The sequence below is a fragment of the Streptomyces sp. BK208 genome (assembly GCF_004364245.1).
GTDB lineage: Bacteria > Actinomycetota > Actinomycetes > Streptomycetales > Streptomycetaceae > Streptomyces.
This window is the reverse complement of record NZ_SOAV01000003.1, coordinates 336,965-362,159: the sequence shown is the minus strand read 5'-3', so window position 1 is coordinate 362,159 and position 25,195 is coordinate 336,965. Positions and strand designations below refer to the sequence as shown.

The 25,195-nt window shown below is 69.9% G+C and carries 16 protein-coding genes; 11 read left to right on the top strand and 5 right to left on the bottom strand.

The features are described 5' to 3' along the window. Positions 1-59: 59 nt before the first annotated feature. Both EV562_RS09995 and EV562_RS09990 read right to left on the bottom strand, forming a co-directional pair. Complete coding sequence (locus EV562_RS09995) at positions 60-2,075, bottom strand: alpha-glucuronidase (RefSeq protein ID WP_133886356.1); 2,016 nt, start codon at positions 2,073-2,075, stop codon at positions 60-62. A gap of 169 nt (positions 2,076-2,244) precedes the next feature. Further along, a complete protein-coding gene (locus EV562_RS09990; protein ID WP_133886355.1) occupies positions 2,245-6,051 on the bottom strand; it encodes a GH92 family glycosyl hydrolase in 3,807 nt (1,268 codons plus the stop codon). 746 nt (positions 6,052-6,797) lie between these two features. On the opposite strand from EV562_RS09990, the gene ngcE reads away from it, so the two are divergent. The 7 genes from ngcE (at position 6,798) to EV562_RS09955 (ending at position 15,035) form a co-directional block, all read left to right on the top strand. Beyond that, positions 6,798-8,141: an N-acetylglucosamine/diacetylchitobiose ABC transporter substrate-binding protein gene (gene ngcE / locus EV562_RS09985; protein WP_166661719.1), complete on the top strand. Its 1,344-nt coding sequence runs from the start codon at positions 6,798-6,800 to the stop codon at positions 8,139-8,141. 7 nt (positions 8,142-8,148) lie between these two features. Beyond that, positions 8,149-9,210, top strand: a complete 1,062-nt coding sequence (locus tag EV562_RS09980; RefSeq protein ID WP_133886353.1) for a sugar ABC transporter permease — start codon at positions 8,149-8,151, stop codon at positions 9,208-9,210. Beyond that, positions 9,207-10,115, top strand: a complete 909-nt coding sequence (locus EV562_RS09975; protein ID WP_133886352.1) for a carbohydrate ABC transporter permease — start codon at positions 9,207-9,209, stop codon at positions 10,113-10,115. The genes EV562_RS09980 and EV562_RS09975 overlap by 4 nt, the downstream gene beginning before the upstream one ends. A 233-nt stretch (positions 10,116-10,348) precedes the next feature. Beyond that, the gene (locus EV562_RS09970) at positions 10,349-11,560 is read left to right on the top strand and encodes an ROK family transcriptional regulator (RefSeq protein WP_133886351.1); all 1,212 of its coding nucleotides are present in this window, start codon (positions 10,349-10,351) and stop codon (positions 11,558-11,560) included. 133 nt (positions 11,561-11,693) lie between these two features. Next, a complete protein-coding gene (locus tag EV562_RS09965; protein ID WP_166661718.1) occupies positions 11,694-12,797 on the top strand; it encodes a sugar ABC transporter substrate-binding protein in 1,104 nt (367 codons plus the stop codon). Positions 12,798-12,957: 160 nt separating this feature from the next. Then, positions 12,958-13,749, top strand: coding sequence for an ATP-binding cassette domain-containing protein (locus tag EV562_RS09960; RefSeq protein WP_031046702.1), 792 nt, complete (start codon positions 12,958-12,960; stop codon positions 13,747-13,749). Further along, positions 13,746-15,035: a sugar ABC transporter permease gene (locus tag EV562_RS09955; protein WP_133886349.1), complete on the top strand. Its 1,290-nt coding sequence runs from the start codon at positions 13,746-13,748 to the stop codon at positions 15,033-15,035. Before EV562_RS09960 ends, EV562_RS09955 begins: the two co-directional genes overlap by 4 nt. A 111-nt stretch (positions 15,036-15,146) precedes the next feature. Here the strand turns inward: EV562_RS09955 and EV562_RS09950 are convergent, their stop codons facing one another. Next, positions 15,147-16,670, bottom strand: coding sequence for a chitinase (locus EV562_RS09950; protein WP_133886348.1), 1,524 nt, complete (start codon positions 16,668-16,670; stop codon positions 15,147-15,149). A gap of 380 nt (positions 16,671-17,050) precedes the next feature. Here EV562_RS09950 and dxs point away from each other — a divergent pair, with 380 nt between their 5' ends. Then, on the top strand, positions 17,051-18,979 hold the full coding sequence (gene dxs, locus EV562_RS09940) for a 1-deoxy-D-xylulose-5-phosphate synthase (protein WP_133886347.1): 1,929 nt from the start codon (positions 17,051-17,053) through the stop codon (positions 18,977-18,979). Between the two features lie 137 nt (positions 18,980-19,116). After that, a complete protein-coding gene (locus tag EV562_RS09935) occupies positions 19,117-20,631 on the top strand; it encodes an amino acid permease (RefSeq protein WP_133886346.1) in 1,515 nt (504 codons plus the stop codon). Between the two features lie 190 nt (positions 20,632-20,821). Here EV562_RS09935 and EV562_RS09930 read toward each other — a convergent pair whose 3' ends face one another. Beyond that, complete coding sequence (locus tag EV562_RS09930) at positions 20,822-21,199, bottom strand: NTP pyrophosphohydrolase (RefSeq protein ID WP_133886345.1); 378 nt, start codon at positions 21,197-21,199, stop codon at positions 20,822-20,824. A gap of 118 nt (positions 21,200-21,317) precedes the next feature. Between EV562_RS09930 and EV562_RS09925 the strand changes: the two genes are divergently transcribed. Then, positions 21,318-22,343 (top strand): hypothetical protein, encoded by a 1,026-nt coding sequence (locus tag EV562_RS09925; RefSeq protein ID WP_133886344.1) that lies wholly within the window; start codon positions 21,318-21,320, stop codon positions 22,341-22,343. Between the two features lie 62 nt (positions 22,344-22,405). On the opposite strand, the gene EV562_RS09920 is transcribed toward EV562_RS09925, so the two are convergent. Then, positions 22,406-23,482, bottom strand: a complete 1,077-nt coding sequence (locus EV562_RS09920; RefSeq protein WP_243860032.1) for an LCP family protein — start codon at positions 23,480-23,482, stop codon at positions 22,406-22,408. Between the two features lie 366 nt (positions 23,483-23,848). Between EV562_RS09920 and EV562_RS09915 the strand changes: the two genes are divergently transcribed. After that, on the top strand, positions 23,849-24,979 hold the full coding sequence (locus EV562_RS09915) for a hypothetical protein (protein WP_133886343.1): 1,131 nt from the start codon (positions 23,849-23,851) through the stop codon (positions 24,977-24,979). The last annotated feature ends 216 nt before the right edge of the window (positions 24,980-25,195 follow it).

Genomic DNA, 25,195 nt, shown 5'->3' with positions numbered 1-25,195 from the left:
CCACGCCGGCGATCCCGCGCTGCTCGCCCGGCACGTCGGCAACGCGTCGCGGCCCGTCCTCAGTGGATGGTCCGCCCCCGCTCGTCCGGCACCCCGGACTTGCGCAGGAAGTAGCTGTTGACCTGGTCGCGCCACTCGCGCGCCGAGCGCACCTGCTCCTCGTACAGCTCCGCCACCCGCGCGTGCCGGGCGGGCGCCATCAGGTCCGCGAGGCCCGCCCACACCCGGCGGGCCTCCTCGGCCTCCTCGACGCCCTCGAAGTGCGTGTCGTAGATGTGCTGGATCACCGTTCTGCCGCTGTGCAGCACATGGCCGTAGGGCACGTGGTGGAAGAACAGGAGCAGTTCGTCGGGGCAGGTGCCCGGCGTCTCGTACAGCTCTGCCCAGCGCTTGGCGTACTGGGCCGCGTAGCCGGTGCCGGTCCCCGCGCTGCGGTCCACGCCGACACCGTCCCGGTCGGCGAAGTGGTAGGTGCCCCAGGGGCTGTACTCGTAGCCGTCCACGCTCGGCCCGTAGTGGTGCCCGGGCTGCACCATGAACCCCACGCCGAGCGGCGCCGTGTACTTCTCGTACGTCGCCCAGGAGCCGTCGAGCACGGTGTGCAGGCCCTCGGTCAGCCGCCGGCCGGCGCCCGGGTGGGTCAGCGCGATCCACTCGCCGAGGACCGCCCGCGGGTCGGCCGCCGGGTCCCAGGCGAGTCGCCCGAAGGCGTACAGGTTGGCCTGGGCGAGCGGGTGTCCGGTCCAGAACGGGTCGTCGCCCGCGTTGGACACCGCCACCAGGGCGTCCGCCAGCTCCCCGACGCTCACCTCGCCGTCCGGACGCGCGCGCAGCACCTCGCTCCACATCGGGCCCAGCCAGCACACGTGCCGCTGCTGCCCGGTGTACTCCTGCGTGGCCTGCACCTCCACCGCGAGCCTGGTGCCCGGCATCGCCCCGATCAGCGGTGACAGGGGCTCGCGCACCTGGAAGTCCATCGGGCCGTGCTTGACCTGGAGCACCGCGTTCGCGGCGAAGGCGCCGTCCAGCGGCACGAAGTGGTCGTAGGCGGCCCGGGCGCGGTCCGTCGTCCGGTCCCGCCAGTCCTGGCGGTGGTCGTAGACGAACGCCCGCCAGTGCACGGTGCCGCCGTACGGGGCGAGCGCGGCGGCCAGCAGGTTTGCGCCGTCGGCGTGTGTGCGGCCGTACGCGAACGGGCCCGGCTGGCCCTCCGAGTCGGCCTTCACCACGTACCCGCCGAAGTCCGGGACCGCCTCGTACACCCGCGCGGTCGCCCCCGCCCACCAGTGACGCACCCGCTCGTCCAGCGGGTCGGCGGTGGGCAGCGCGCCGAGGACGACGGGGGCCGCGAAGGTGACCGACAGGTGCGTGCGCACGCCGTAGGGCCGCAGCGCGTCGGCGATGGCCGCGACCTCGCCGATCCGGTCGGTGAGCAGGTGCGCCTCGGTCGCGTGGACGTTGACGTTGTTGACGCACACCGCGTTGATCCCGCAGGCCGCGAGCAGTCTGCCGTAGGCCCGCACCCGGTCAAGACCGTCGCGGGCGCGGCCGTCGGACCAGAACAGCGAACCGCCCGCGTAGCCCCGCTCGACCTGGCCCATCACCGGGTGCACGGCCACGTTGTCCCAGTGGTCCAGCATCCGCAGCGCGAGGGCCGGGCGGTGCCCCTCGCGGACCGGGCCGCCCAGGAACGCCGACTCGCCGAGCCGCACGACGTGGAACAGGCCGTACAGCAGCCCGCGTCCACCGGAGGCCGTGACGGTGGCCCGGCCGTCCGCGCGGACGAACCAGAACCCCTCGTCGCCGAAGTCCGAGCCGTACCCGGCGTTCTCGGCGCCTCCGCCGGCTCCGTCCCCGCCCGCGCCCCCGCCCGCCAGCTCGAGCACGAGATCGGCCGGGGCGTCCTCGCGTACCAGGGCGCCCCCGAACCGCTCGCAGGCCGCGGCCACTTCACCGCGCACCGTCTCCGCGAGCGGGCCGGTTCCGCGCACGAGGGTGCGCCGGGTGCCGATCGCGCGGAAGGCGGCGTCCGGGAGCCACGCCGGGTCGATGTCCTTGCCGTCCGAGTCCCGCATGCGTCGAGCGACCGCCCCTTCGACCACGAGTGGTGTGCCTCCGGCGCTGCCGCCGGCGCACGGCCATTCTGGTCCATCCGGCGGGCGCGGGGAACGGGGCGGAACGCGCGGACGGCGGGCCCGGGCCGAAGCCCGGACCCGCCGCCCGTCCGTCAGCGCTGCCGACCGCCTACGCCAGCAGTTCCACCTCCGCCAGCGTGTGCTCGCCGTCCAGGACCAGCCGGTACTTCGCGTACGTGCCCGGCGACTTCACCGAGAACGCCCGCGTCTGCCGGTCCCAGGCGAAGGACTGGCCCGAGCGCTCGTCCAGCGTCCGCCAGGTCGTGCCGTCGGCCGAGCCCTCCAGCTTCCAGCCGGCCGGTGCCGCGGTGCGGTCCGCCGAAGAGGTCAGCGTGTACTGGACCGCCTCGGCGCCCTCCCCCGACACGGGCAGGTCCACCGACGTCACCTTCGCGTCCGTCGCCGAGGTGTTGTCGAACAGCGCGCCCTCGCCCTCGATCGCGTCGGCGCGCGGCGTCGGCACCTCGTCGTCCCGGGTGATGGACGGCGGCGCCGCGTTCTCGCCGGTGGCCCACGAGGACGGCTTCGCGCCCATGTCGAACTCCAGGACGCCGCCCTTGGCGAGCAGCGAGTGGGGCAGCGACGTGGAGTTCCAGCGCTTGCCGTTGACCTTCAGGCCCTGCACGTAGACGTTCCGCGTGCTGTTCTTCGGCGCCTTGACGACCAGCTCGCGGCCGTTCTCCAGGTGGACCGTGGCCTTGGTGAACAGCGGGGACCCGACGGCGTACTCGCCGCTGCCCATCACCAGCGGGTAGAAGCCGAGCGAGGAGAAGAGGAACCAGGCCGACTGCTCGCCGTTGTCCTCGTCACCGTGGTAGCCCTGCCCGATGTCACTGCCGGTGTACAGGCGCTGGAGCACCTCGCGGACGTTCTTCTGCGTCTTGTACGGCTGCCCGGCCGCGTCGTACATGTACAGGGCGTGGTGGGCGACCTGGTTGGAGTGCCCGTACATGCCCATGCGGACGTCCCGCGCCTCGACCATCTCGTGGATGACGCCGCCGTAGGAGCCCTTCAGCTCGGGGGAGGCCGTCTCCGGGGTGGAGAGGTACTCGTCGAGCTTGTCGCCCAGGCCGCCGCGGCCGCCGTACAGGTTGGCGAGGCCGCGGCTGTCCTGCGGAGCGGTGAAGGCGTAGCCCCAGCCGTTGGTCTCCGTGTAGTCGTAGCCCCACACGCGCGGGTCGTACTTCTCGGAGTCCACGCGCCAGTTGCCCTTGGCGTCCTTGCCCTGGAAGAAGCCGGCCTTCGCGTCGAAGAGGTTGACGTAGTCCTGGGCGCGGTTGAGGAAGTACGCGGACTCCTCCTTGTACCGCTTCTCGCCGGTGTCCTTGTAGAGCTTCTCGCCCATCTTGGCGATGCCGTAGTCGTTGAGGTAGCCCTCCAGCGCCCACGACAGGCCCTCGTGCGTCTCGGTGCCGGTGTAGCCGAGGAACGGCGAGGTCTCCATGCCCTTGCGGCCCACGCCCGAGGACGGGGGTACGACGGTGGCGTTCTTGACGGCCGCGTCGTACGCCGCCTTCGTGTCGAAGTCGACGCCCTTGACGGAGGCGTCGGCGAAGGCCACGTCGGAGGAGGTGCCGGTCATCAGGTCCGCGTAGCCGGGGGAGGACCAGCGCGAGGTCCAGCCGCCGTCCTTGTAGTGCTGCACGAAGCCGTCGACCAGCTCACCGGCCTGGGAGGGGGTGAGGAAGGAGTACGCGGGCCAGGTGGTCCGGTACGTGTCCCAGAAGCCGTTGTTGACGTAGACCTTGCCGTCCACGATCTTCGAGCCCGTCTCCGTGGGCGTGTCCGCCTTGACCGCCTTGGAGAACGGGGAGGCGTACCGGTACTTTCCGCCGACCTTCTCGTGGCCCGAGTTGGGGTACAGGTAGAGGCGGTAGAGGCTGGAGTACAGCGTGGTCAGCTGGTCCCGCGTGGCGCCCTCCACCTCGACCCTGCCGAGGATCTCGTCCCACTGCTTCTGGGCGTCGCGCTTGACCTTGTCGAACGAGGCGCGCTTCGGGATCTCCTGGCGCAGGTTGTCCTTCGCCTGGTCGACGCTGATCAGCGAGGTCGCGATGCGCAGCGTCACGGCGTGGTCCCGGCCGGCGTCGAAGCGCAGGTGGCCCTTGACGCCGCTGGAGTCGCCGCCGGTGACCTTGCTGTCGAACTCGCCGTAGACGAAGAGCCGGGTGGCGCCGGTGGAGCCACCGGACTTGACGTCCGAGTAGCCGGTGAAGGTGCCGTTCTCCTTGTCCAGGGTCAGGCCGGCCTGGTCCTCGACGTTGTCGAAGAGCACGCTCGCGTCGTCACCCGGGTAGGTGAAGCGCATCATCGCCGCGTGGTCGGTCGGCGTCATCTCGGCCTTGACGCCGTTCTCGAACCGCACGCCGTAGTAGTACGGCTTCGCGGTCTCGTTCTCGTGGCGGAAGGCCAGCTCGCGGGCCTCGCGGCCGGTGTCCGGGGTGCCGGCCGCGGCCGAGGGCATCACCTGGAAGGTCTGCCGGTCGCCCATCCACGGGCTCGGCTCGTGGCTCGCGCTGAACGCCTGCACGGTGGGCAGGTTGTCGTCGTTGTTGCCGCTCGCGTACTCGTAGAGCCAGCTGAGCGAGCCGGCGTTGGTCACCGGCGTCCAGAAGTTGAAGCCGTGCGGTACGGCGGTCGCGGGGAAGTTGTTGCCGCGCGAGAAGCTGCCGCTGGAGTTGGTGCCGCGGGTGGTGAGCGCGTAGTCGGACAGATGGGCCTCGGGGCGCTCCGGCGCGGCCTGCCTGATCTCCACGTCGTCCAGCCAGCCGCGGAACTTCGCGGGGCCCTTGGCGGAGTCGTACGCCACCAGGATCCGGTCGACGGTCTTGCCGGCCGCGACCGAGCCGATGCCGGACTCGACGCTGTTCCACTGGTTGACGTAGAGGATCTTGGCGTCGCCCTGGCCGCGCGGCGTCAGCGGGAACCCGTGCTGGTCGGTGGCGTTCAGGCCGCTCAGGTAGGTGCCGTCGGTGAAGGCGAGGTCGACGGAGACGTTGGTGGCGTCGTAGTCGAGGTCGCCGTCCGCCATCGACGGGAAGATCTTGTACGACAGCTCGGTGCGCCGGTCGACCTTGACGTCGACGTCGAAGACCTTGTTGTACGAGTAGGCCCGGCCGTCGGCGGTGTGGCGGCCCGCGTAGCGCAGCGCGTGGGTGCCGGTGAATCCCGCGTCCGCCTTGGCGGTGGGTGAGCCCGCCGGGCCGTCGTCGACGGAGGAGAGCATGTCCTCGGGGGTGGGGACCTCGGTGTCGCCGGTGGCCAGCTGGACGTCGGCGAGCTGGAGCGCGTCGCCGGCCCCGTTGTTCTTGGTGATCTCCAGCCGGAAGTGCCGGTATTCGGCGGTCTCGGCCAGTTCGTAGGTCTTGGTCTGGAACCGCTCGCCGAAGGACTCCCCGCCGCGGGTGTCCAGCGTCTGCCAGTCCTCGCCGTCCGCCGAGCCCTTCAGCGTCCAGTCCACCGGGTCGCGTTCGTCGTGGTCGTTGGCCGAGGTGAGCGCGTACTTGGCGATCTTCTGGGGGGCGTCCAGGTCGAACTCGACCCAGCCGGTCGGGGCGAAGGTCAGCCACTTGGTGCCCGGCTCGTTGTCGAAGAGGTTCTCCTTCACCTCCCCGCCGCCCGTGTTCTCGGCACTGGCCCGCACCTCGGTGACGTGCTCCGTGACGTTGCCGGGTATGCCGGTGCTGAAGCCGCCGTCCACGCCGGAGGCCCGCTTGCGGCCGTGTGCGTCGGTGTCCACGGTGTCGAGCCAGTCCGGAGCCGGGTCGCCGGCCTCGAACGACGACGAGAACTCCCGGTCGGCCTTCGCGGGCGCGCCGGGCAGGGCGACGGCCGCCCCCTGAGAGCCCACCGCCAAGGCGAAGGCGGTCGTCATCACGACCGCCGGACCCCATCTGTGCCGAACTCTGTCCTGCATGTCCTGGCCACCCTCCCTGCGCTGGGGACAACGTTGTCAATTCGATCGCGCAAGGACCAGTAGGGGTCAAGTGGTAAGTGATGTCAAGGGTGTTGGATGTGGCGTTCGGGGGTTATGCCAGGGATTCTTACGGCATGCGATACACAGGCCACTCATATTTCCGGGAGGTCTCAACTCGGAAAAGACGTACCGGGAACCTTGCATTCGATCTTGCTCCGCCGACGGAAAGTGGACTATACCTGTCGGCCACCGGGGGATACGGGGGGAACCGCGACGAGGAACCGCCCACGCGCCCGAACAGCAGTGACACCATCGTGACTGCACAGGCGGTACCCGCTTTTCCTGCAAGGCCCAGCACGACCCAGCACGACCCAGCGTGACCCGATCGCGGTGCCGGCGAGGATCCGGTTCACCGCCTGAGTCCTGGAGAAGGCGAGGACTTGAGCATGGGATCCACCACCGGCGTGGGTTATCACGATCTGATCAGGCGGAGCGCGACCGTCGCTCCGGCCCCGGCGACTGTTGTGCCGGCATCGCTCAGCTGATCATCGGCGCCGCACCGCGGCTCCGAGACGACGGCGACAACGCCTCACGTGTGGCCGGCGCAGGACCGGTCCGGTCACGGCGGCCGCACATGCAGCACACCCGGACAGAACCAATCGATCAGTGAGGATGCAAAGATGACCATTCGTGCCGGCTCTCTTGACAGGCGGACGCTCCTGCGCGGCGCCATCGCCACCGCGGCGATGGGCTCGTTCGCGGTCGCGTGCAGCTCTCCCTCCAGCGAGGACAACGACAGCGACGGCGGCCCGAAGGGCGAGAAGAGCGCCCAGAACCCGTTCGGTGTCGCCGCGAACTCCACGATCGAAGCGGCCATCTTCGACGGCGGCTACGGCACCGACTACGTCGACTACACCAACCAGGTGCTCGGCAGCCACGTCAAGGGACTCAAGGTCCAGGTCAAGCCGGTCGTCGACATCGCCCCCCAGCTCCAGCCCCGCTTCGTCGGCGGCAACCCGCCGGACCTCATCGACAACTCCGGTGAGGACCAGATCGGCTTCCTCGGCATCCTCGACCAGCTGGAGGAGCTCGACGACCTCTTCGAGGCCAGCACCTACGAGGGCAAGAAGATCGCCGACATCGTCTACCCCGGCGTCAAGGACCCCGGCACGTTCAAGGACAAGTTCGTCGCGCTCAACTACGTGATGACGGTGTACGGCGTCTGGTACTCGAAGACGCTCTTCGAGCAGAACGGCTGGACCCCGCCGAAGACCTGGGACGAGGCGCTCGACCTCGGCCAGGAGGCGAAGAAGAAGGGCAAGTACCTCTTCGTCCACGGCAAGGAGGCGGCGACCTACTACCGCACGCTCCTGATCGACTCGGCGATCAAGGAGGGCGGTGACGAGGTCCGGCTCGCTCTGGAGAACCTGGAGAAGGGCTGCTGGTCGCACCCGGCCGTCCAGGGCGTCATCAAGGTCATGGAGACCATGGTCAAGCAGAAGATGTTCGTCCCCGGCGGCTCCGGCACCCAGTTCCAGAAGGCGCAGGCGATCTGGAGCAACGACCAGAAGGCGCTGCTCTACCCGTCCGGTGGCTGGATCGAGAACGAGATGAAGAAGGCCACCAAGGCGGACTTCCAGATGACCGGAATCCCGTCGATGACGCTCACCGACAAGCCGGCGCTGCCCTACGAGGCGCTCCGCGCGGCCGCCGGTGAGCCGTTCATCGTGCCCAAGCAGGGCAAGAACCGGGCCGGCGGCAAGGAAGTGCTGCGGGCGATGCTGTCGGAGAAGGCGGCCGCCAACTTCTCCAAGACGAAGCTGGCCCCGACGATCGTCAAGGGCACCGTGCCCGCCGACGGCTACGGATCGACGGCGCTCGTCTCGCAGACGAAGATGCTGGAGGCCGCGGGCACCAACATCTTCAACTACATGTTCGTCGAGACCTACGGGCTGAACACCGACCAGCTGGTGCCGTGGAACTCGTTCCTCGCCGGTGACCTCGACGGCAAGGGGCTGACCTCGGCGCTGCAGAAGATCTCCGACAAGGTCCGGGAAGACGACTCCGTCGACAAGGTCAAGGTCAGCTAGCACCGCGATGAAAGACACGATCCCCACTGCCGAAACCGCGAGCCGCCGGCCCGAGCCGGCCGCTCGCGGCGGGCGGCCATGGCGCCGCAAGCTCACGTTCGACCGGGTGACGTTCTTCCTCGCGTTCCTCGGTGTCCCGCTGGCCATCTTCGTGATCTTCGTTCTGATCCCGTTCGGCCAGGCGATCTTCTGGGGGATGACCGACTGGCGCGGCTTCAGCCCGGACTACAACTTCGTCGGCTTCGACAACTTCACGAAGATGTTCCACGACGACATCTTCCTGAAGGCCTTGCGCAACGTCGCACTCCTCGCGGCCTTCGTGCCGCTGGTGACGCTGACGCTGGCCCTCGGGGTCGCCGTGGCCATCACCCTGGGCGGGCCCAGCAAGGGCCCCGTCCGAGGGATCCGGGGAGCGTCGTTCTACCGGATCATCTCGTTCTTCCCCTATGTCGTGCCTGCGATCATCGTCGGTCTGATCTGGGCGCAGATGTACGACCCGAACGCCGGCCTGCTCAACGGCGTCCTCACCGGCCTCGGCCTCGACCAGTTCGACACGTTCGCCTGGCTGGGCGAGAAGGCCACCGCGATGCCGGCCGTGATGTTCGTCATCATCTGGGGGCTCGTCGGATTCTACGCGGTGCTCTTCATCGCCGCGATCAAGGGCGTTCCCGGCGAACTGTACGAGGCGGCGAAGATCGACGGGGCCGGCCGGTTCCGCACCACGATCTCGATCACCCTGCCGGCGATCCGGGACAGCGTGCAGACGGCGTACATCTACCTGGGCATCGCCGCCCTCGACGCGTTCGTCTACGTCCAGGCGATGGTGCCGAACGGCGGCCCGGACAACTCGACCCTGACGATCAGCCAGCGTCTGTTCAACGTCGCCTTCGCCAAGCAGCAGTTCGGATACGCCACCGCGATGGGCGTCGTCCTCGCCGCCGTCACCCTGGTGTTCGCGGCGCTGGTGTTCCTCGTGAACCGTCTCACGGGCGGCGGCGAGGGCGAGAGCAAGAGGAAAACGCCTGGGTCCAGAGCTCGGCGTGCCGCAGCCAAGGGAGGTGCCCGGTGAGCGTCATCGCCGCCGACCGGAAACCGGCCAGTGACCGGAAACCGGCGAGCGACCGCAAGCTGACGAGGGCCGCCGCGAGCAGCGACCGCAGATTCGCGGCGATCTCGCACGCCCTGCTGATCCTGTGGTCCGTGATCGTGATCGTGCCCATGCTGTGGGTGCTGGTGTCGTCGTTCAAATCGACCGGCGAGATCCTTTCGTCGCCGTTCTCACTGCCGGATCACTGGCGCTTCGAGAACTACGCGAACGCGTGGACCGACGCGAACATCGGGAAGTACTTCCTGAACTCCGTGATCGTCGTGGTCTCGGCATTGATCCTGGTGATGCTGCTCGGCGCGATGTGCGCCTACGTTCTCGCCCGGTTCGAGTTCCCCGGACGCCGGCTGATCTACTACGTGATGCTCGCCGGCCTGACCTTCCCGGTTTTCCTGGCGATCGTTCCGCTCTTCTTCCAGTTGCAGAACTTCGGACTGCTGAACACGCGTCCCGGACTGATCCTCACCTACGTCGCGTTCGCGCTGCCGTTCACGATGTTCTTCCTCTATTCGTTCTTCCGGTCGCTGCCGCACGACGTGTACGAGGCCGCGCTGATCGACGGCGCCGGGGACTGGCGGGCGTTCTTCCAGGTGATGCTGCCGATGGCCCGTCCGGGCATGGCGGCCGTGGCGATCTTCAACTTCCTGGGCCTGTGGAACCAGTTCCTGCTGCCGGTGGCGCTCAACACCGACCAGGACAAGTGGGTCCTCACGCAAGGCATGGCCGCCTACGCGTCCTCGCAGGTCTACGACATCGACTACGGTGCGCTGTTCGCGGCGATCGTTATCACGGTGGTGCCCGTACTCCTCGTGTATTGCGTCTTCCAGCGGCGCATCGCCGGTTCGGTGTCGCAGGGCACCTTCCGCTGACGCCCACTGCCGCTTCACCCGTCGTACGCAGGGGTCCGTCCCCGGAGAGACAGCTCTCCGGGGACGGACCCCTGCGGTGCACCGCAGGCAGCCGGTCGTGGACACGGCCTGGAACCGATTTCTTTCAAGGGCTTGACGCCACTGGGCGACTCAGCGGAGTTTGGGGTTCATAACTTGTACAAGGTCCGCATCGCACCGGGTGACGCGGACCCAGGGGATGAGGGTGAGAGTCAATGGAGACTCCCGGGTCGCAGTCGTCGCTGCACCGAGCCAACCTGGAACGGGTCGTGCGAGCGGTGCGGCTCGCCGGTTCGCTCACGCAGGCGGAGATCGCGAGGACGACGGGTCTGTCCGCGGCCACCGTCTCGAACATCGTCCGGGAGCTGAAGGACGGCGGAACGGTCGAGGTCACACCCACCTCCGCGGGCGGCCGGCGAGCCCGCAGCGTCTCGCTGAGCGGCGACGCCGGGATCGTCATCGGCGTGGACTTCGGCCACACCCACCTGCGCGTCGCGGTCGGCAACCTCGCCCACCAGGTGCTCGCCGAGGAGTCCGAGCCGCTGGACGTCGACGCGTCCGCGGCCCAGGGCTTCGACCGGGCGGAGCAGCTGGTCAGCAGGTTGATCGCGGCCACCGGCGTGGACCGCGCCAAGATCGCCGGGGTGGGTCTCGGCGTGCCAGGACCGATCGACGTGGAGTCCGGGACGCTGGGCTCGACCGCCATCCTGCCCGGCTGGGGCGGCACCCGGCCCGCCGAGGAGCTGCGGGGGCGGCTCGGCGTGCCCGTGCACGTGGACAACGACGCCAACCTGGGCGCCCTGGGCGAGCTCGTCTGGGGCAGCGGCCGGGGGGTGCGGGACCTGGCGTACATCAAGGTCGCCAGCGGCGTCGGCGCCGGTCTGGTGATCAACGGGAAGATCTATCGCGGCCCGGGCGGCACAGCGGGTGAAATCGGGCATATCACCCTCGATGAGGCCGGTCCCGTCTGCCGGTGCGGCAACCGGGGTTGCCTGGAGACCTTCGCGGCAGCACGCTATGTGCTTCCGCTCCTCCAGCCCAGCCACGGCACCGACCTGACGATGGAGGGCGTCGTCCGCCTGGCACGTGACGGTGACCCCGGTTGCCGTCGGGTGATCGCCGACGTCGGCCGCCACATCGGCAGCGGAGTCGCCAACCTCTGCAACCTGCTCAACCCGAGCCGAGTCGTCCTCGGCGGCGATCTCGCCGAGGCCGGCGAGCTGGTGCTCGGGCCCATAAGGGAGTCCGTCGGGCGGTACGCCATCCCCAGCGCGGCGCGTCAACTCTCCGTACTTCCCGGGGCCCTTGGGGGCCGTGCGGAGGTGCTGGGGGCCCTCGCCCTCGCCCTCAGCGAGATGGGCGATTCGACGCTGTTGGACGGATCTGCGACCGGCGCCCTGCCGGCGGCCACGCCTGCCTTCACTTAGAGCACGGATGGCACCGTTGTCATCTCGTTAAGGATTTACTTCTTGACGTCGCACGTGTGGCCGAGTTGACTTCCAGCCACCTCGGCCGCAACGTCGCGGCCTCGTCAGGGAGGTTTGTGAAGTGAACACGCGTATGCGTCGCGCCGCCGTAGCTCTCGCCGCCGGTGCCATGGCCGTCTCTCTCGCCGCCTGCGGCAGCGCCAAGGAGTCCGGCGACAAGAACGACTCGTCGGACTCCGCGGCCAAGAAGGGCGACGACATCAAGGTCGGCCTGCTCCTTCCGGAGAACCAGACCGCGCGGTACGAGAAGTTCGACAAGCCCATGATCGAGAAGAAGGTCAAGGAGCTCACGAACAACAAGGGCGAGGTCGTCTACGCCAACGCCAAGCAGGACGCCAGCCTGCAGAACCAGCAGGTCGACACGATGGTGACCAACAAGGTCGACGTGCTGATCATCGACGCGGTGGACTACAAGGCCATCGCGGGCTCGGTGAAGAAGGCCAAGGACGCCGGCATCAAGGTCGTCGCCTTCGACCGCCTGGCCGAGGGCCCCATCGACGCCTACACGTCGTTCGACAACGTCACCGTCGGCAAGACGCAGGGCGAGGCCCTCCTCCAGGCCCTGGGCGACAAGGCCAAGGACGCCCAGATCGTCATGATGAACGGCTCCTCCACCGACCCGAACGCCGCCCAGTTCAAGGAGGGCGCCCACTCCGCCCTCGACGGCAAGGTGAAGGTCGGCCGCGAGTACGACACCAAGGAGTGGAAGCCGGAGAACGCCAACGCCAACATGGAGGGCGCCATCTCCGCCCTCGGCAAGGGCAAGATCCAGGGCGTCTACTCCGCCAACGACGGCATGGCGGGCGGCATCATCACCGCCCTGAAGGCCGCCGGCATCGCGAACGTCCCGGTCACGGGCCAGGACGCCGAACTCGCGGGTGTGCAGCGCATCGTCACCGGTGAGCAGTACATGAGCGTCTTCAAGTCCTACCCGAAGGAGGCCGAGACCGCGGCCGAGATGGCCGTCGCGCTGGCCAAGGGCGAGTCGCTCGACTCCATCGCCAACGACAAGGTCGACAGCGCCACCGCCAAGGGCGTTCCCGCGGTCATCGTCCCGGTCGTCTCGCTGACCAAGGACAACATCAAGGAGACCGTCATCAAGGACGGCTTCTACACGATCGACGAGATCTGCACCGCCAAGTACAAGGCCGCCTGCGACAAGATCGGCCTCAAGTAAGCGGATCCGCGTCCCGGGCCGCGTGAGCGCCCCGGGCCGGCCGCCCCGGCTCCTCCGGCGCCCCGCACTCATCAGCCCCGCAAGCTACGCGGGGCGCCGGACGGAACAACCCCCCAACAAACTTCTGCACAACCTCCCGCCGGGTCAGGCGGCGAAGGAGATGGTTCACGTGTCCGCTACGCCCGTGCTGGCGTTGCGCGGGGTCTCCAAGCGATTCGGTGCCGTCCAGGCGCTCACCGACGTAGAGCTTGAGGTCCACGCCGGTGAGGTGGTCGCCCTGGTGGGCGACAACGGAGCCGGAAAGTCCACGCTGGTCAAGACGATCGCCGGCGTGCACCCCATCGATGAAGGCGCCATCGAGTGGGACGGCAGGTCCGTCACGATCAACAAGCCGCACGACGCCCAGAACCTGGGCATCGCGACCGTCTACCAGGACCTCGCGCTGTGCGACAACATCGACGTGGTCGGCAACCTCTTCCTGGGCCGGGAGATCCGCCGGCGCGGTGTCCTGGACGAGGTGGAGATGGAGCGCCGCTCCCGCGAGCTCCTCGACACGCTGTCCATCCGCATCCCGAGCGTCCGCATCCCGATCGCCTCGCTCTCCGGCGGTCAGCGCCAGGTGGTGGCGATCGCCCGGTCCATGCTCGGCGAGCCCAAGCTGGTCATCCTCGACGAGCCCACCGCGGCTCTCGGCGTCGAGCAGACCGCACAGGTCCTCGACCTCGTGGAGCGGCTGCGCGAGCGCGGCCACGCCGTCATCCTCATCAGCCACAACATGGCCGACGTCAAGGCGGTCGCCGACAAGGTCGCCGTCCTGCGCCTCGGGCGCAACAACGGCATCTTCGAGGTCAAGTCGACCTCGCAGGAAGAGATCATCTCCGCCATCACGGGCGCCACGGAGAACGCCGTGACCCGTCGTGCGGCGCGCACCAATGGGGAGATAAAGAAGTGAGCATCGACAAGACCTCCACCCCCGCCGCGGACTCGGTGGAGAACCCCGCGGCCGCCGCCGGGGCGGCCACCGTGGTCGACCCGCGGCTGCTGGTGCGCGAGCAGGGCCTCGCGGGCTACATCGGCGAGTTCAAGCGGAAGATGAAGGCCGGTGACCTCGGCTCCATCCCGGTCGTCGTCGGACTGCTGATCATCTGGGCCATCTTCACCAGCCTGAACTCCAACTTCCTCACCGCCGGCAACTTCTCCGACATGTCGGTCGCCATGGTCGGCACCGGCATGATCGCCGTCGGTATCGTCTTCGTCCTGCTGCTCGGCGAGATCGACCTGTCGGTCGGCTCCGTCAGCGGTGTCGCGGGCGCCACCTTCGCGGTGCTCAGCGTCACGCACGGGATGAACGAGTGGCTCGCCCTGGTGCTGGCCGTTCTCACCGGCACCGTGGCCGGTGCCCTGCACGGCTTCGTCTTCGCCCGCATCGGCGTGCCGGCCTTCGCCGTGACGCTGGCCGGACTGCTGTTCTGGCAGGGCTTCATGCTGCAGATCCTGGGCGACAACGGCACGATCAACCTCGATTCCGAGGGCGTGGTCGTGAAGATGACCAGCTACTACTTCAGCGACGTGGCCGCCGCGTACGGCCTGGCGATCGTCGTGACCGCGGGGTACTTCCTCACCGCGTTCTTCGACAACCGCCGCCGCGAGGCCGCCCAGGTGCCCTCCCGGCCGCTGAACGAGATCATCGTGCGCACGGTGCTGCTCGCGATCCTGGCCTTCGCCGTGGCGATCGTCTTCAACCAGTACAAGGGCCTGCCGCTGGCCGTGGTGATCTTCCTGGCGTTCCTGCTGCTCACGGACTTCGTCCTGCGCCGCACCGCCTACGGTCGCAAGATCTTCGCCCTCGGTGGCAGCGTCGAGGCGTCCCGCCGTGCCGGTATCAACGTGGAGCTGGTCCGGATCTCGGTCTTCGCGATCGCCGGCGGCTTCGCCGCGATCGGCGGCCTCTTCGTGGCCTCGAAGATCGCCTCCGCCAACCAGGGCGCGGGCACCGGCGAGTTCCTGATGAACGTCATCGCCGCGGCCGTGATCGGCGGTACGTCCCTGTTCGGCGGCCGCGGCCGCACCTGGGACGCGCTGCTCGGTGTGATGGTCATCGTCTCGATCCAGTACGGCCTCGCCCTGGAGGGCATCGCCTCGCCGGTCCAGTACATGATCACCGGTGGCGTGCTGCTGGCGACCGTGGTCATCGACGCGGTCACCCGCAAGACGCAGAAGTCGGCCGGCCGCGCGTAGCCTCTCGCACGGCCGACGACGGTCCGCCCGCCCGCCCAGCTGAGCCCTGGGCCGGCGGGCGGACCGCTTTCGCCCTACCGCCTTCTCCCTACCGATGCCTCCGTGCCGCCGTCAGCAGGCGCCGAGGTCCTGCCAGACGCCCCACTGACCGGTGGTCCCGGGCTCCTCGCCGGTCGTCCACCACTTGGCCTTCCAGGTGTGCCCCGCGTGCGAGACCTGCTGCCCGCCGGTGTAGACCGCGCCGGTGTTCCACGGGGCGGCCGTGCACTGGCTGCCGTTGCCACCGGTGACGGTCAGCGCGTACGTGGCGCTGTGGCTGCCGGACGGGCTGGTGCCGGTGACGGTGACGGAGTAGGTCCCCGACACGGCCTTGTCGGTGGTGGCGAGGGTCAGCGTCGACTGCCCGCCCGCCGTGACCGAGGCGGGACTGAAGGACGCGGTGACCCCCGCCGGGACCCCGCTCGCGGTGAACCGCACCGTCTCGGCAGCGCCCGACTTCACCGCGGTCTTCACCGTGGTGGTGGCCGAGGCGCCCGCCTTCACCGTGCCGGCGGCCGGGGCCGCGGAGAGGGTGAAGTCGTTCGCCGGGGCGGTGCTGCCGCCGGTGAACGGCGCGAAGACGTGCGAGAAGTCCCAGGTGTTCTGCTGGATGCCGGAGCAGTTGTCGGCCGCCGCCCCGCCCGCGCAGCCGCCGTTGTCCCGCTGCAGCGCCCAGAAGGACAGCGTGTTGATGCCCTGCTTCAGGGCCCAGTCGTAGACCGTGCGGGCGTTGGCCAGGGTGAAGGTCTCCGCCGGTCCGAAGTCGTCGACGCCGATCATCTCGATGACGCCGATCATGTGCCACAGCTCGGCGGAGGACTTCTGCGGGTACAGCCGGGCCAGCACGTCGTGCAGGCCCTGCGTCGCCGTCTGGGTGTCCTTGGCCATGTCGTGCTGCTGGTTGTCGTAGTAGTCGAACGTCATGAGGTTGACGACGTCGACCTTCGTGCCGTTCTTGACCGCGTTCTCCAGCAGGGCGACGCCGTTGCTCGCGAGGCCCCGGGTGGTGGTGGGCAGCGTGTAGGAGATCTCGACGTCGCGCCCGTTGGCGGCGGCCCAGTCCTGGACCAGCTTGATCGCCTTGTTGCGGCGGTCGATGCCCGCGGTGTTGTCCAGCGAGTCGATCTCGATGTCCATGTCGAGCCGGCTGACGTCGTAGGTCGTGATGACCTTCTCGTAGACCGCGGCGATCTGCTGCACGTCGGTGCAGCTGTCGGCGATCTCGGTGCCGGTGGTGTCGGCCGTGTAGCCGCCGAACGACGGGATGACGTCGCCGCCGTTCGCCTGGATGGTGTCGAAGTCGGCGCCGAAGGTCGACTGGGCGACCGGCATCGACGTGTCGCCGTTCCAGTACGCCGTGCAGGAGCCCGGGGTCGCCGTCTGGAGGAAGGCCATGGTCAGGTGCTTGGCACCCGACTGGGCGGCCAGCGCGGCCGGGCTCTCGCCGGTCCAGGCCTCGAAGTAGGGGGCGAAGACCCGGTCCGGCAGCGGGGTCGCCGCCTGGGCCGTGCCGGTGCCGGACAGGGCGAGGCCCGTCGCGGCCACGATGGTGGCGGCCGCGGTCAGGGCCGCGCGGATGGAACGCATGCGTCTCATGTCAGTCCCGGTGTGTGTGGGTGGACGTCGAATCCCGTGCTGCGCTGCGGTGTTGCCGGGTACGGGGATATCGCCGGAGCATCGGGGGACGCAATGGTCTGGACCAAAATGGGACTAGACCAATTGGCCGAGCCGGACCCCGCCCGGCCTGGACACCGTGCGCCCGGGGCACTGGACCACCCGGGTAAAGGTGTCCCCAAGCCGGACGGCGACGTGCCGGACGCCACGGACGGGGAAGACACCACCGCAGAGACGTAGAAGGGCCCGCCGCTGGGTAAGGCCGAACGCGTGACGTACGACGCACCGCCCGGACACGTTCCGCCGGAGCGGAACATTAGACTCGACGAGCCCGGCAACAGCTCTACTGCAAGGAGGCACGGGTGCCGCTGCTGACCCGCATCACGGGACCGCGCGATCTGGACCGGCTCAGCCTGGAAGAGCTGAACCAGCTGGCCGAGGAGATCCGTACCTTCCTCGTCGAGGCCGTGTCCAAGACCGGCGGCCACCTCGGCCCCAACCTCGGCGTGGTGGAACTCACCCTCGCCCTGCACCGGGTCTTCGACTCGCCGAAGGACAAGGTGCTCTGGGACACCGGCCACCAGTCCTACGTGCACAAGCTGCTCACCGGACGCCAGGACTTCTCGAAGCTGAAGATGAAGGGCGGCCTGTCCGGCTACCCCTCGCAGGCCGAGTCCGAGCACGACGTCATCGAGAACAGCCACGCCTCCACCGTCCTGGGCTGGGCCGACGGCATCGCCAAGGCCAACCAGGTCCTGGAGCGCGACGACCACGTCGTCGCCGTCATCGGCGACGGCGCCCTCACCGGCGGCATGGCCTGGGAGGCGCTGAACAACATCGCCGCCGCCAAGGACCGCCCCCTGGTCATCGTCGTCAACGACAACGAGCGCTCCTACGCGCCCACCATCGGCGGCCTCGCCAACCACCTGGCGACCCTGCGCACCACCGACGGCTACGAGCGCTTCCTGGCCCGCGGCAAGGACCTCCTGGAGCGCACCCCGGTCGTCGGCCGCCCGCTCTACGACACCCTGCACGGCGCCAAGAAGGGGCTGAAGGACTTCATCGCCCCGCAGGGCATGTTCGAGGACCTCGGCCTCAAGTACGTCGGCCCGATCGACGGCCACGACCTCGAAGCCCTGGAGTCCGCCCTCACCCGCGCCAAGCGCTTCGGCGGCCCGGTGATCGTGCACTGCCTCACCGAGAAGGGCCGCGGCTACCAGCCCGCCCTCCAGGACGAGGCCGACCGCTTCCACGCCGTCGGCAAGATCCACCCCGACACCGGCCTGCCCATCTCCACCTCCGGCGCCGACTGGACGAGCGTCTTCGGCGACGAGATGGTCAAGCTCGGCAGGGAACGGGACGACGTGGTCGCCATCACGGCCGCCATGCTCCAGCCGGTCGGCCTCGACAAGTTCGCCAAGGCCTTCCCCGACCGCGTCTACGACGTCGGCATCGCCGAGCAGCACGGCGCCGTCTCCGCCGCCGGCCTCGCGCACGGCGGCGTCCACCCGGTCTTCGCCGTGTACGCCACCTTCCTCAACCGCGCCTTCGACCAGGTGCTGATGGACGTGGCCCTGCACAAGTGCGGCGTGACGTTCGTGCTGGACCGCGCCGGTGTCACCGGCACCGACGGCGCCTCCCACAACGGCATGTGGGACATGTCGATCCTCCAGGTCGTCCCGGGCCTGCGCCTCGCCGCCCCGCGCGACGCCGACCAGGTCCGCGCCCAGCTGCGCGAGGCCGTCGAGGTGGACGACGCGCCCACCGTGGTCCGCTTCTCCAAGGGCGCCGTCGGACCCGCCGTGCCCGCCGTGGGCCGCGTCGGCGGCATGGACGTGCTGCGCGCCCCCGGCACCGACACCCCGGACGTGCTCCTGGTCTCGGTCGGCGCCCTCGCGCCGATGTGCCTGGAGGTGGCCGACCTGCTGGACAAGCAGGGCATCTCCACCACCGTCGTCGACCCGCGCTGGGTCAAGCCCGTCGACGAGGCCATGGCCCCGCTCGCCGAGCGGCACCGCGTGGTCGTCACCGTCGAGGACAACTCCCGCGTCGGCGGGGTCGGCTCCGCCGTCGCCCAGGCCCTGCGCGACGCCGGCGTCGACGTGCCGCTGCGCGACTTCGGCATCCCGCCGCGCTTCCTCGACCACGCCTCCCGCGCCGAGGTCCTGGCCGAGATCGGGCTCACCGCACCCGACATCGCCCGCCAGGTCACCGGCCTGGTCGCCAAGCTCGACGGCCGGTACGACCGCGCCGGCGCCGGGGTGGACCAGGTGGAGGCCGCGCGCGACTGACGTACGACCGGACGGGCAGGTTCCCCCACTCGTCGGGGTGGTGAAACCTGCCCATCCGCGTGAATCCGCTCACGCCGGGGCATACGCAGTACGCCCCCCTCTCGATCATGTCGGGGACGACGCGTCGGAGGTAACCCGTGAGCAGCAGCAGCCTTTTCAGAACCAAGAAGATCGAACAGTCCATCCGTGACACGGAGGAACCGGAGCACGCGCTCAAGAAATCCCTGTCCGCGCTGGATCTGACCGTCTTCGGCGTCGGTGTCGTCATCGGCACCGGCATCTTCGTCCTGACCGGCACCGTCGCCAAGGACACCGCCGGCCCCTCCACGGCCCTGGCCTTCGTCGTCGCCGGTGTCGTCTGCGCGCTCGCCGCGCTCTGCTACGCCGAGTTCGCCTCCACGGTTCCGGTGGCGGGCTCCGCCTACACCTTCTCCTACGCCTCGCTCGGCGAACTGCCCGCCTGGATCATCGGCTGGGACCTGGTCCTGGAGTTCGCACTCGGCACGGCGGTGGTGGCCGTCGGCTGGTCGGGCTACATCCGTTCGTTCTTCGAGAACGCCGGCGTGACCTTCCCCGAGGCCCTGAGCGGCCGGGACGGGGCCGAGGGCTTCGGCTTCGACATCCTCGCCGCCGCCCTGGTCCTGGTGCTCACCGGCATCCTCGTCCTCGGCATGAAGCTGTCGGCGCGGATCACCTCGCTCGTCGTCGCCATCAAGGTGGCCGTCGTCCTCGTCGTGATCATCGCGGGCGCCTTCTTCGTCAAGGGCTCCAACTACGACCCCTTCGTCCCGAAGTCCCAGCCGGTGGAGGCGGGCGGAGGGCTGCACTCCCCCCTGGTCCAGCTGATGTTCGGGTGGGCCCCGTCCAACTTCGGCGTCATGGGCATCTTCACCGCCGCCTCGGTCGTCTTCTTCGCCTTCATCGGCTTCGACATCGTCGCCACCGCCGCCGAGGAGACCAGGAACCCGCAGCGCGACATGCCCCGCGGCATCCTCGGCTCCCTGTTCATCTGCACCGTGCTCTACGTGGCCGTTTCCATCGTGGTCACCGGCATGCAGCATTACAGCGAACTGTCCGTCGACGCCCCGCTCGCCGACGCCTTCAAGTCCACCGGGCACCCCTTCTTCGCGGGCGTGATCAGTTTCGGCGCCGCCGTCGGCCTCACCACGGTGTGCATGATCCTGCTGCTCGGCCAGACCCGGGTGTTCTTCGCGATGAGCCGCGACGGACTGCTGCCCCGCTTCTTCTCCCACGTCCACCCGAAGTTCCGCACCCCCTACCGGCCGACCATCCTGCTCGGCGTCGTCATCGCGATCGTCGCCGGCTTCACCAGCCTGAGCGAGCTGGCCGAGCTGGTGAACATCGGCACGCTCTTCGCCTTCGTCGTCGTCGCGATCAGCGTGATCATCCTGCGCAGGACCCGCCCCGACCTGCCCCGCGCCTTCCGCACGCCGCTGGTCCCGGTGCTGCCCATCGTGTCCGTGGCCGCCTCGCTGTGGCTGATGCTGAACCTGCCCGCCGAGACCTGGGTCCGGTTCGGCATCTGGATGGCGATCGGCTTCGTCGTGTACTTCCTCTACGGCCGCACCCACAGCCGCCTGGCCCGGGGCGAGGACACACCGGCCGAGCCCTCCGCCCCGAGCGGACCGTAGCCCGCCCCCCGACCCGTCGCGCCGGGGCCCCGCACGTACCGACGTGCGGGGCCCCGGCGTCGCGTTGTGTGTGCGGGGTCCCGGCGTCGCGTTCCGTGTGCGGGGTCCCGGCATCGCGTTGTGTGTGCGGGGCCCCCGCGCCGCGCGCGTACCCGCCCTGCGGGGCGTCGGCGTCGCGCGCGGCCGGCTCTCACCCGGGCCGCACCGTCCTGGGCCCCGCCACCCGGGCACCCAGCTCCGTCACCCGGCGGCGCAGCTCGCGGTCGGCCGTCACCACCAGGACGGGCCGGTCCTCCCCGGCCCGCTCGACCAGCCCGACCATGTGGTCGTCCCCGCTGCCCGGCGCGGACTCCACCCGTACGCCGGGCACGGACTCCACTCCGCGGGCCGCGCCCTCGACGACGAGCACGATCTCCACCGGCCCGTCCCGCCCCGGCACCCCGTCCGCCGCCAGCCGGTCCCGCAGTCGCTCGGCGGCTCCGCGCCGGTCCCGCCACCAGCCGTCGGGCACCGAACCGACGACGTTCGCGGCGTCGACGACCACGAGCAGCGGCGCGTTGTCTTCCATTCCGCCAGGGTCCCACGCCCGCCCGCCGTCCTCGCCGGTACGCCCACCCGCCGTCCCCGGTACGGCCAGGGCCGTACCCGATCGACACGGAGGGGGCGGCCCCGCTTAGAGTGATCCGGTGAACGGCGACTGGCTTCTCCTCGGCCGCGACGGCCGCCTCAGTGTGTACCTCCCGTCGAACGACGCAGCCCTGTGGCGGGCCGAACGCGTGCCCAGAGGCGCCTGGGAGGCGCCACGCCGCATCGGCGGCGACCGGGAAGTGCGCCCGGAGGGCCTCGCGGCCGGCCGCGGCCCCGACGGCTACACCCACCTGGTCGCCTGGCGCCGCACCGGCGCGGGCCGCTGCGACCTCGTGCACACCACGCACTTCCGGCCGCTGCTGGCGCCGCTGGACTGGCAGCCCGCCGGCCACCCCAACAAGCAGGGCGACCGCACCGGAACCCCGGCCGTCGCGGTCGACGCGCAGGGACGCGCCCACGTCTTCGTCCGCAACGGGGGCGGCGGCATGAGCATGGTGGCCCAGCAGGAGAAGGGCGGCTGGGAGCCGTGGCGGGACCTGAAGGGCCGCGGCGTCCAGGAGTCGCCCGCGGCCGTGACGGCCGACTCCGGCCTGGTCGAGCTGTACGCGCCCGTCGAGGGCGGCATCCTGCACTGGCGCCAGGACAAGCCGGGCGAGCGACCGGTACTGGGGGAGCGCCTCGACGCGGCGGTCCGACCCGGCACCCTGCGCGCCCTGGCGACCTCCGCGGAGCACACCACGGTCTTCTTCACCGACGACGACACGGGTGAACTGTGCGCCTGGCGCCCCGGCGGCAAGCCCGCGCCCCTGGTGCCCGCCGCCGGCCCCGGCCCCGTGTCCGCGGTCCGCACCGTCATAGACGGCCACGACTGCACGCTCGTCGCCCAGCGCTCGGCGGCCGGCGGCCGCGTCGCCTTCGCCGCGTACCCCTCGGAACTGGAGGAGATGGGCGCGTCCTGGACCGAGTCGGGCCCCGCCCTGCCCGCCGACGCCACCGTCTCCCTGGCCCTGGACGCCGACGGCCGCCTGGTCGCAGGGTCCCTGTCCCCGTCGAGCGGGCAACTGCTGCTGAGCCGACGCAAGGACGAGGCGGGGCTGGCGTTGGGGGCGTGGGAGGCGGTCTGAGGGGGGAGCGCCGAATCCCCTCGGGAGGAGAGAGCCCTTGGGAGGGCCGGGAGCCGGTCCGCTCAGGAAGCCTTGCCGCCCGCGGGGGACTTCTTCGCCGACTCCGGAATCTCCTGGTCGCTGCGGATCGCTTTCCACAGCGTGGACGCCTGCGGCTCCGCGGCCACCACCCGGTTCGGGTCGACCTTGTCGTACGCCACCGGCAGCATGATGGTCTCCATCGTGGACGGGTCGACACCGTTCAGGCTGCGTCCGAAGTCCGCGAGTGCGGTGAGCGAGGCGAGTTCGGAGTCGGTGGTGAGGGCCGCGGTGAGCGTGTCGGCGATCTTGTAGGTCTTGGTGGGGCTGCCCAGCAGGTCCTGATTCTTGATCTCGCTCAGCAGAGCGATCATGAACTCCTGCTGGAGGCCGATCCGCCCCAGGTCGCTGCCGTCGCCGATGCCGTGCCGGGTGCGCACGAAGGCCAGCGAGTCCGTGCCGTTCAACTTGTGCGTGCCGGCGGCCAGGTCGAGCCCGCTGGACTTGTCGTGGATGTCCTGGTCGACGGTGACGGTGACGCCGCCTATCGCGTCCACCAGGTCCTTGAACCCGGCGAAGTCGATCTCCACGTAGTGGTCCATGCGGACCCCGGACATCTTCTCCACCGTCTTGACCACGCAGGCCGGACCGACCTGCGAGTAGACCGAGTTGAACATCACACGCTCGGCGGAGGCCACCTCGGAGCCGTCCGGCTTGGTGCACGCGGGCCGGGTCACCAGGGTGTCACGCGGGATGCTGACCGCGACGGCCTCGGTACGGCCCTCGGGGATGTGCATCACCAGCGCCGTGTCCGAACGGGCCCCCGCGACCTTGCCGGTGTTGAGCTCGGCGTTGTCGCCCGCGCGCGAGTCGGAGCCGAGGATCAGGATGTTCTGCCCGGAGGTGGGAAGCTTCTCCGGCCGGTCCTTGCCGATCGCCTCGTCGATGTCGACGCCCTCGATGTTGCCGTTGAGGTCGCTGTAGAGCCAGTAGGCGGTGCCGGACGCGGCCACGACGAGAACACCCAGACCGATCAGGATGTTTCGGCCCGTGTGGCGCTTCTTCTTCTCGGCTCTGCGGCTCCCGCGCCCGCCGGGCGGGGAATGGCGGGCAGGCGGCACAGGGGTGCTCAGGTCGTGGCTCACGGCGGGGTCCTCGCAACTCGTGCCCAGAGGGCAAGGGCAGCGGCCGCTCCCGTGAGGGGCCGGGTCGGTGCTGCTCGGCTGACGCTTGGTTGGCATTGAACTATAGACACGTGATCGAGCACCCCTACGAGCGATGTGCCCGGTTGTGTGCCCCCACGCTCGCACCGAAGCGGCCGGCCTGATCGGGGCTCCACCCGTCCCGGCGGGCGTTGCCGCGGCTGTCGTACGAGGCCGATGGGCCGCCGCAGCAGCACTGGGACACCTGTTCGGGTGTGCGTATGATGTGGCGAATTCTGGAGTCATCTGTGGACACCAGGCATGGCGTAGGAAGGGGCGGCGCACATGCGCGGCAGAGGTGCGCAGGCGGTGGACCGGGGGTCCCGGTCCCGTGTCGCGGCCGAGGTGCAGCCCGCGCGCGCGTCCGTGACGGCGGCGGCCACGGGTGCCTGGCTGCTGCGCGGGCACGACGACCGCCTCAGTGTGTACGCGCTTGCCCCCGGCGGGGTCCGCCGCTGGACGGAGACCGCGGTCGGTACCGGCCGGTGGGGCGGGCCGGACTTCTTTCCCGCCGAAGGTCTGACCGATCTCGCCGTGGCCCAAGGGGCCAACCGCTACGCGCACTTCCTCGGGCGGCGGGAGAGGCGGACGGGCGGGGAGGGGCCGAAGGTCGATCTGCTCTACGCCGTGCAGTACCAGTCAGGGCGGACGCTGGGGGACTGGCGTTCACTCGGCAACCCGTACCGGGGTGCGGGTGAGGCGGTGACGCTCGGCGCGCCGACCGCCGCCATCGACGGCCAGGGCACGGTCCATGTCTTCGTCTCCGGAGGCCCCGGCGGCGTCATGCTGCGACGTGAGGCCAGGAGCGGGGCGTGGGAGGCGTGGAAGGACCTGCGCGGTGGTGCGGTCGCGGGCGGGCTGAGTGCCTCGGCGAACACCGCGGGCCTGGTCGAGCTCCTCGCGCCGGGACACCGCGCGGTCATGCGCTGGGTGCAGACGGAGCCCGGGGCCGACATGCGCCGGGCGCAGGACCTCACGCCCGCTCCCGTCCCCGGCTCAGCCGCCCTCCTGGAGACCGCGCCCGGGGTGTTCACCGCGTACTGGTCCGAGCAGAGCGGGACGGGCGTCTACGCGCAGCGTCCCGGTGAGTGGGCCTTCCCGGCGGGCGGAGCTCCGGGGGAGGGGTCTCACGCCACGCTCCGTGCCGCCGTCGACGGCTACGACTGCACGATCCTGGCCCACCGGGGGCGGACGGGGACAGCCGTGTTCGGGGTCTGCGGGACCGGCGCGGAGTCCGGTGGTCTGTGGTGGACCGACACCGGACTGACCTGCACCGGCACTCCTGCGCTGGCACTGGACGGGCACGGCCGGATCGTCATGGCGATCGTCGCGGCGGACGGCGCCGTCCTGGTGAACAGGCAGCGGCCGGAGCCCGGTCTCGCTCTGGCCGACTGGGACCGTCTTTCGAGCGATTGACGGCCCGTCCCTTACATCGGGCCGTGCCGAAAGTCCAGACACACAAATGGTTGTATCCGTTGCATGTGGTGATCGTCACGCGCCGGAAGCTGTCCGTCAGCTGTCTTGATCTGGACTTTTAAGAAACCATTATGTGAAAGTTTGATGGATTGCCGGTGTGCGGCGATCGCTGTGCAATCGGGGGTGATGGGCCCCCGTGTCTGGAAACGCATGCTT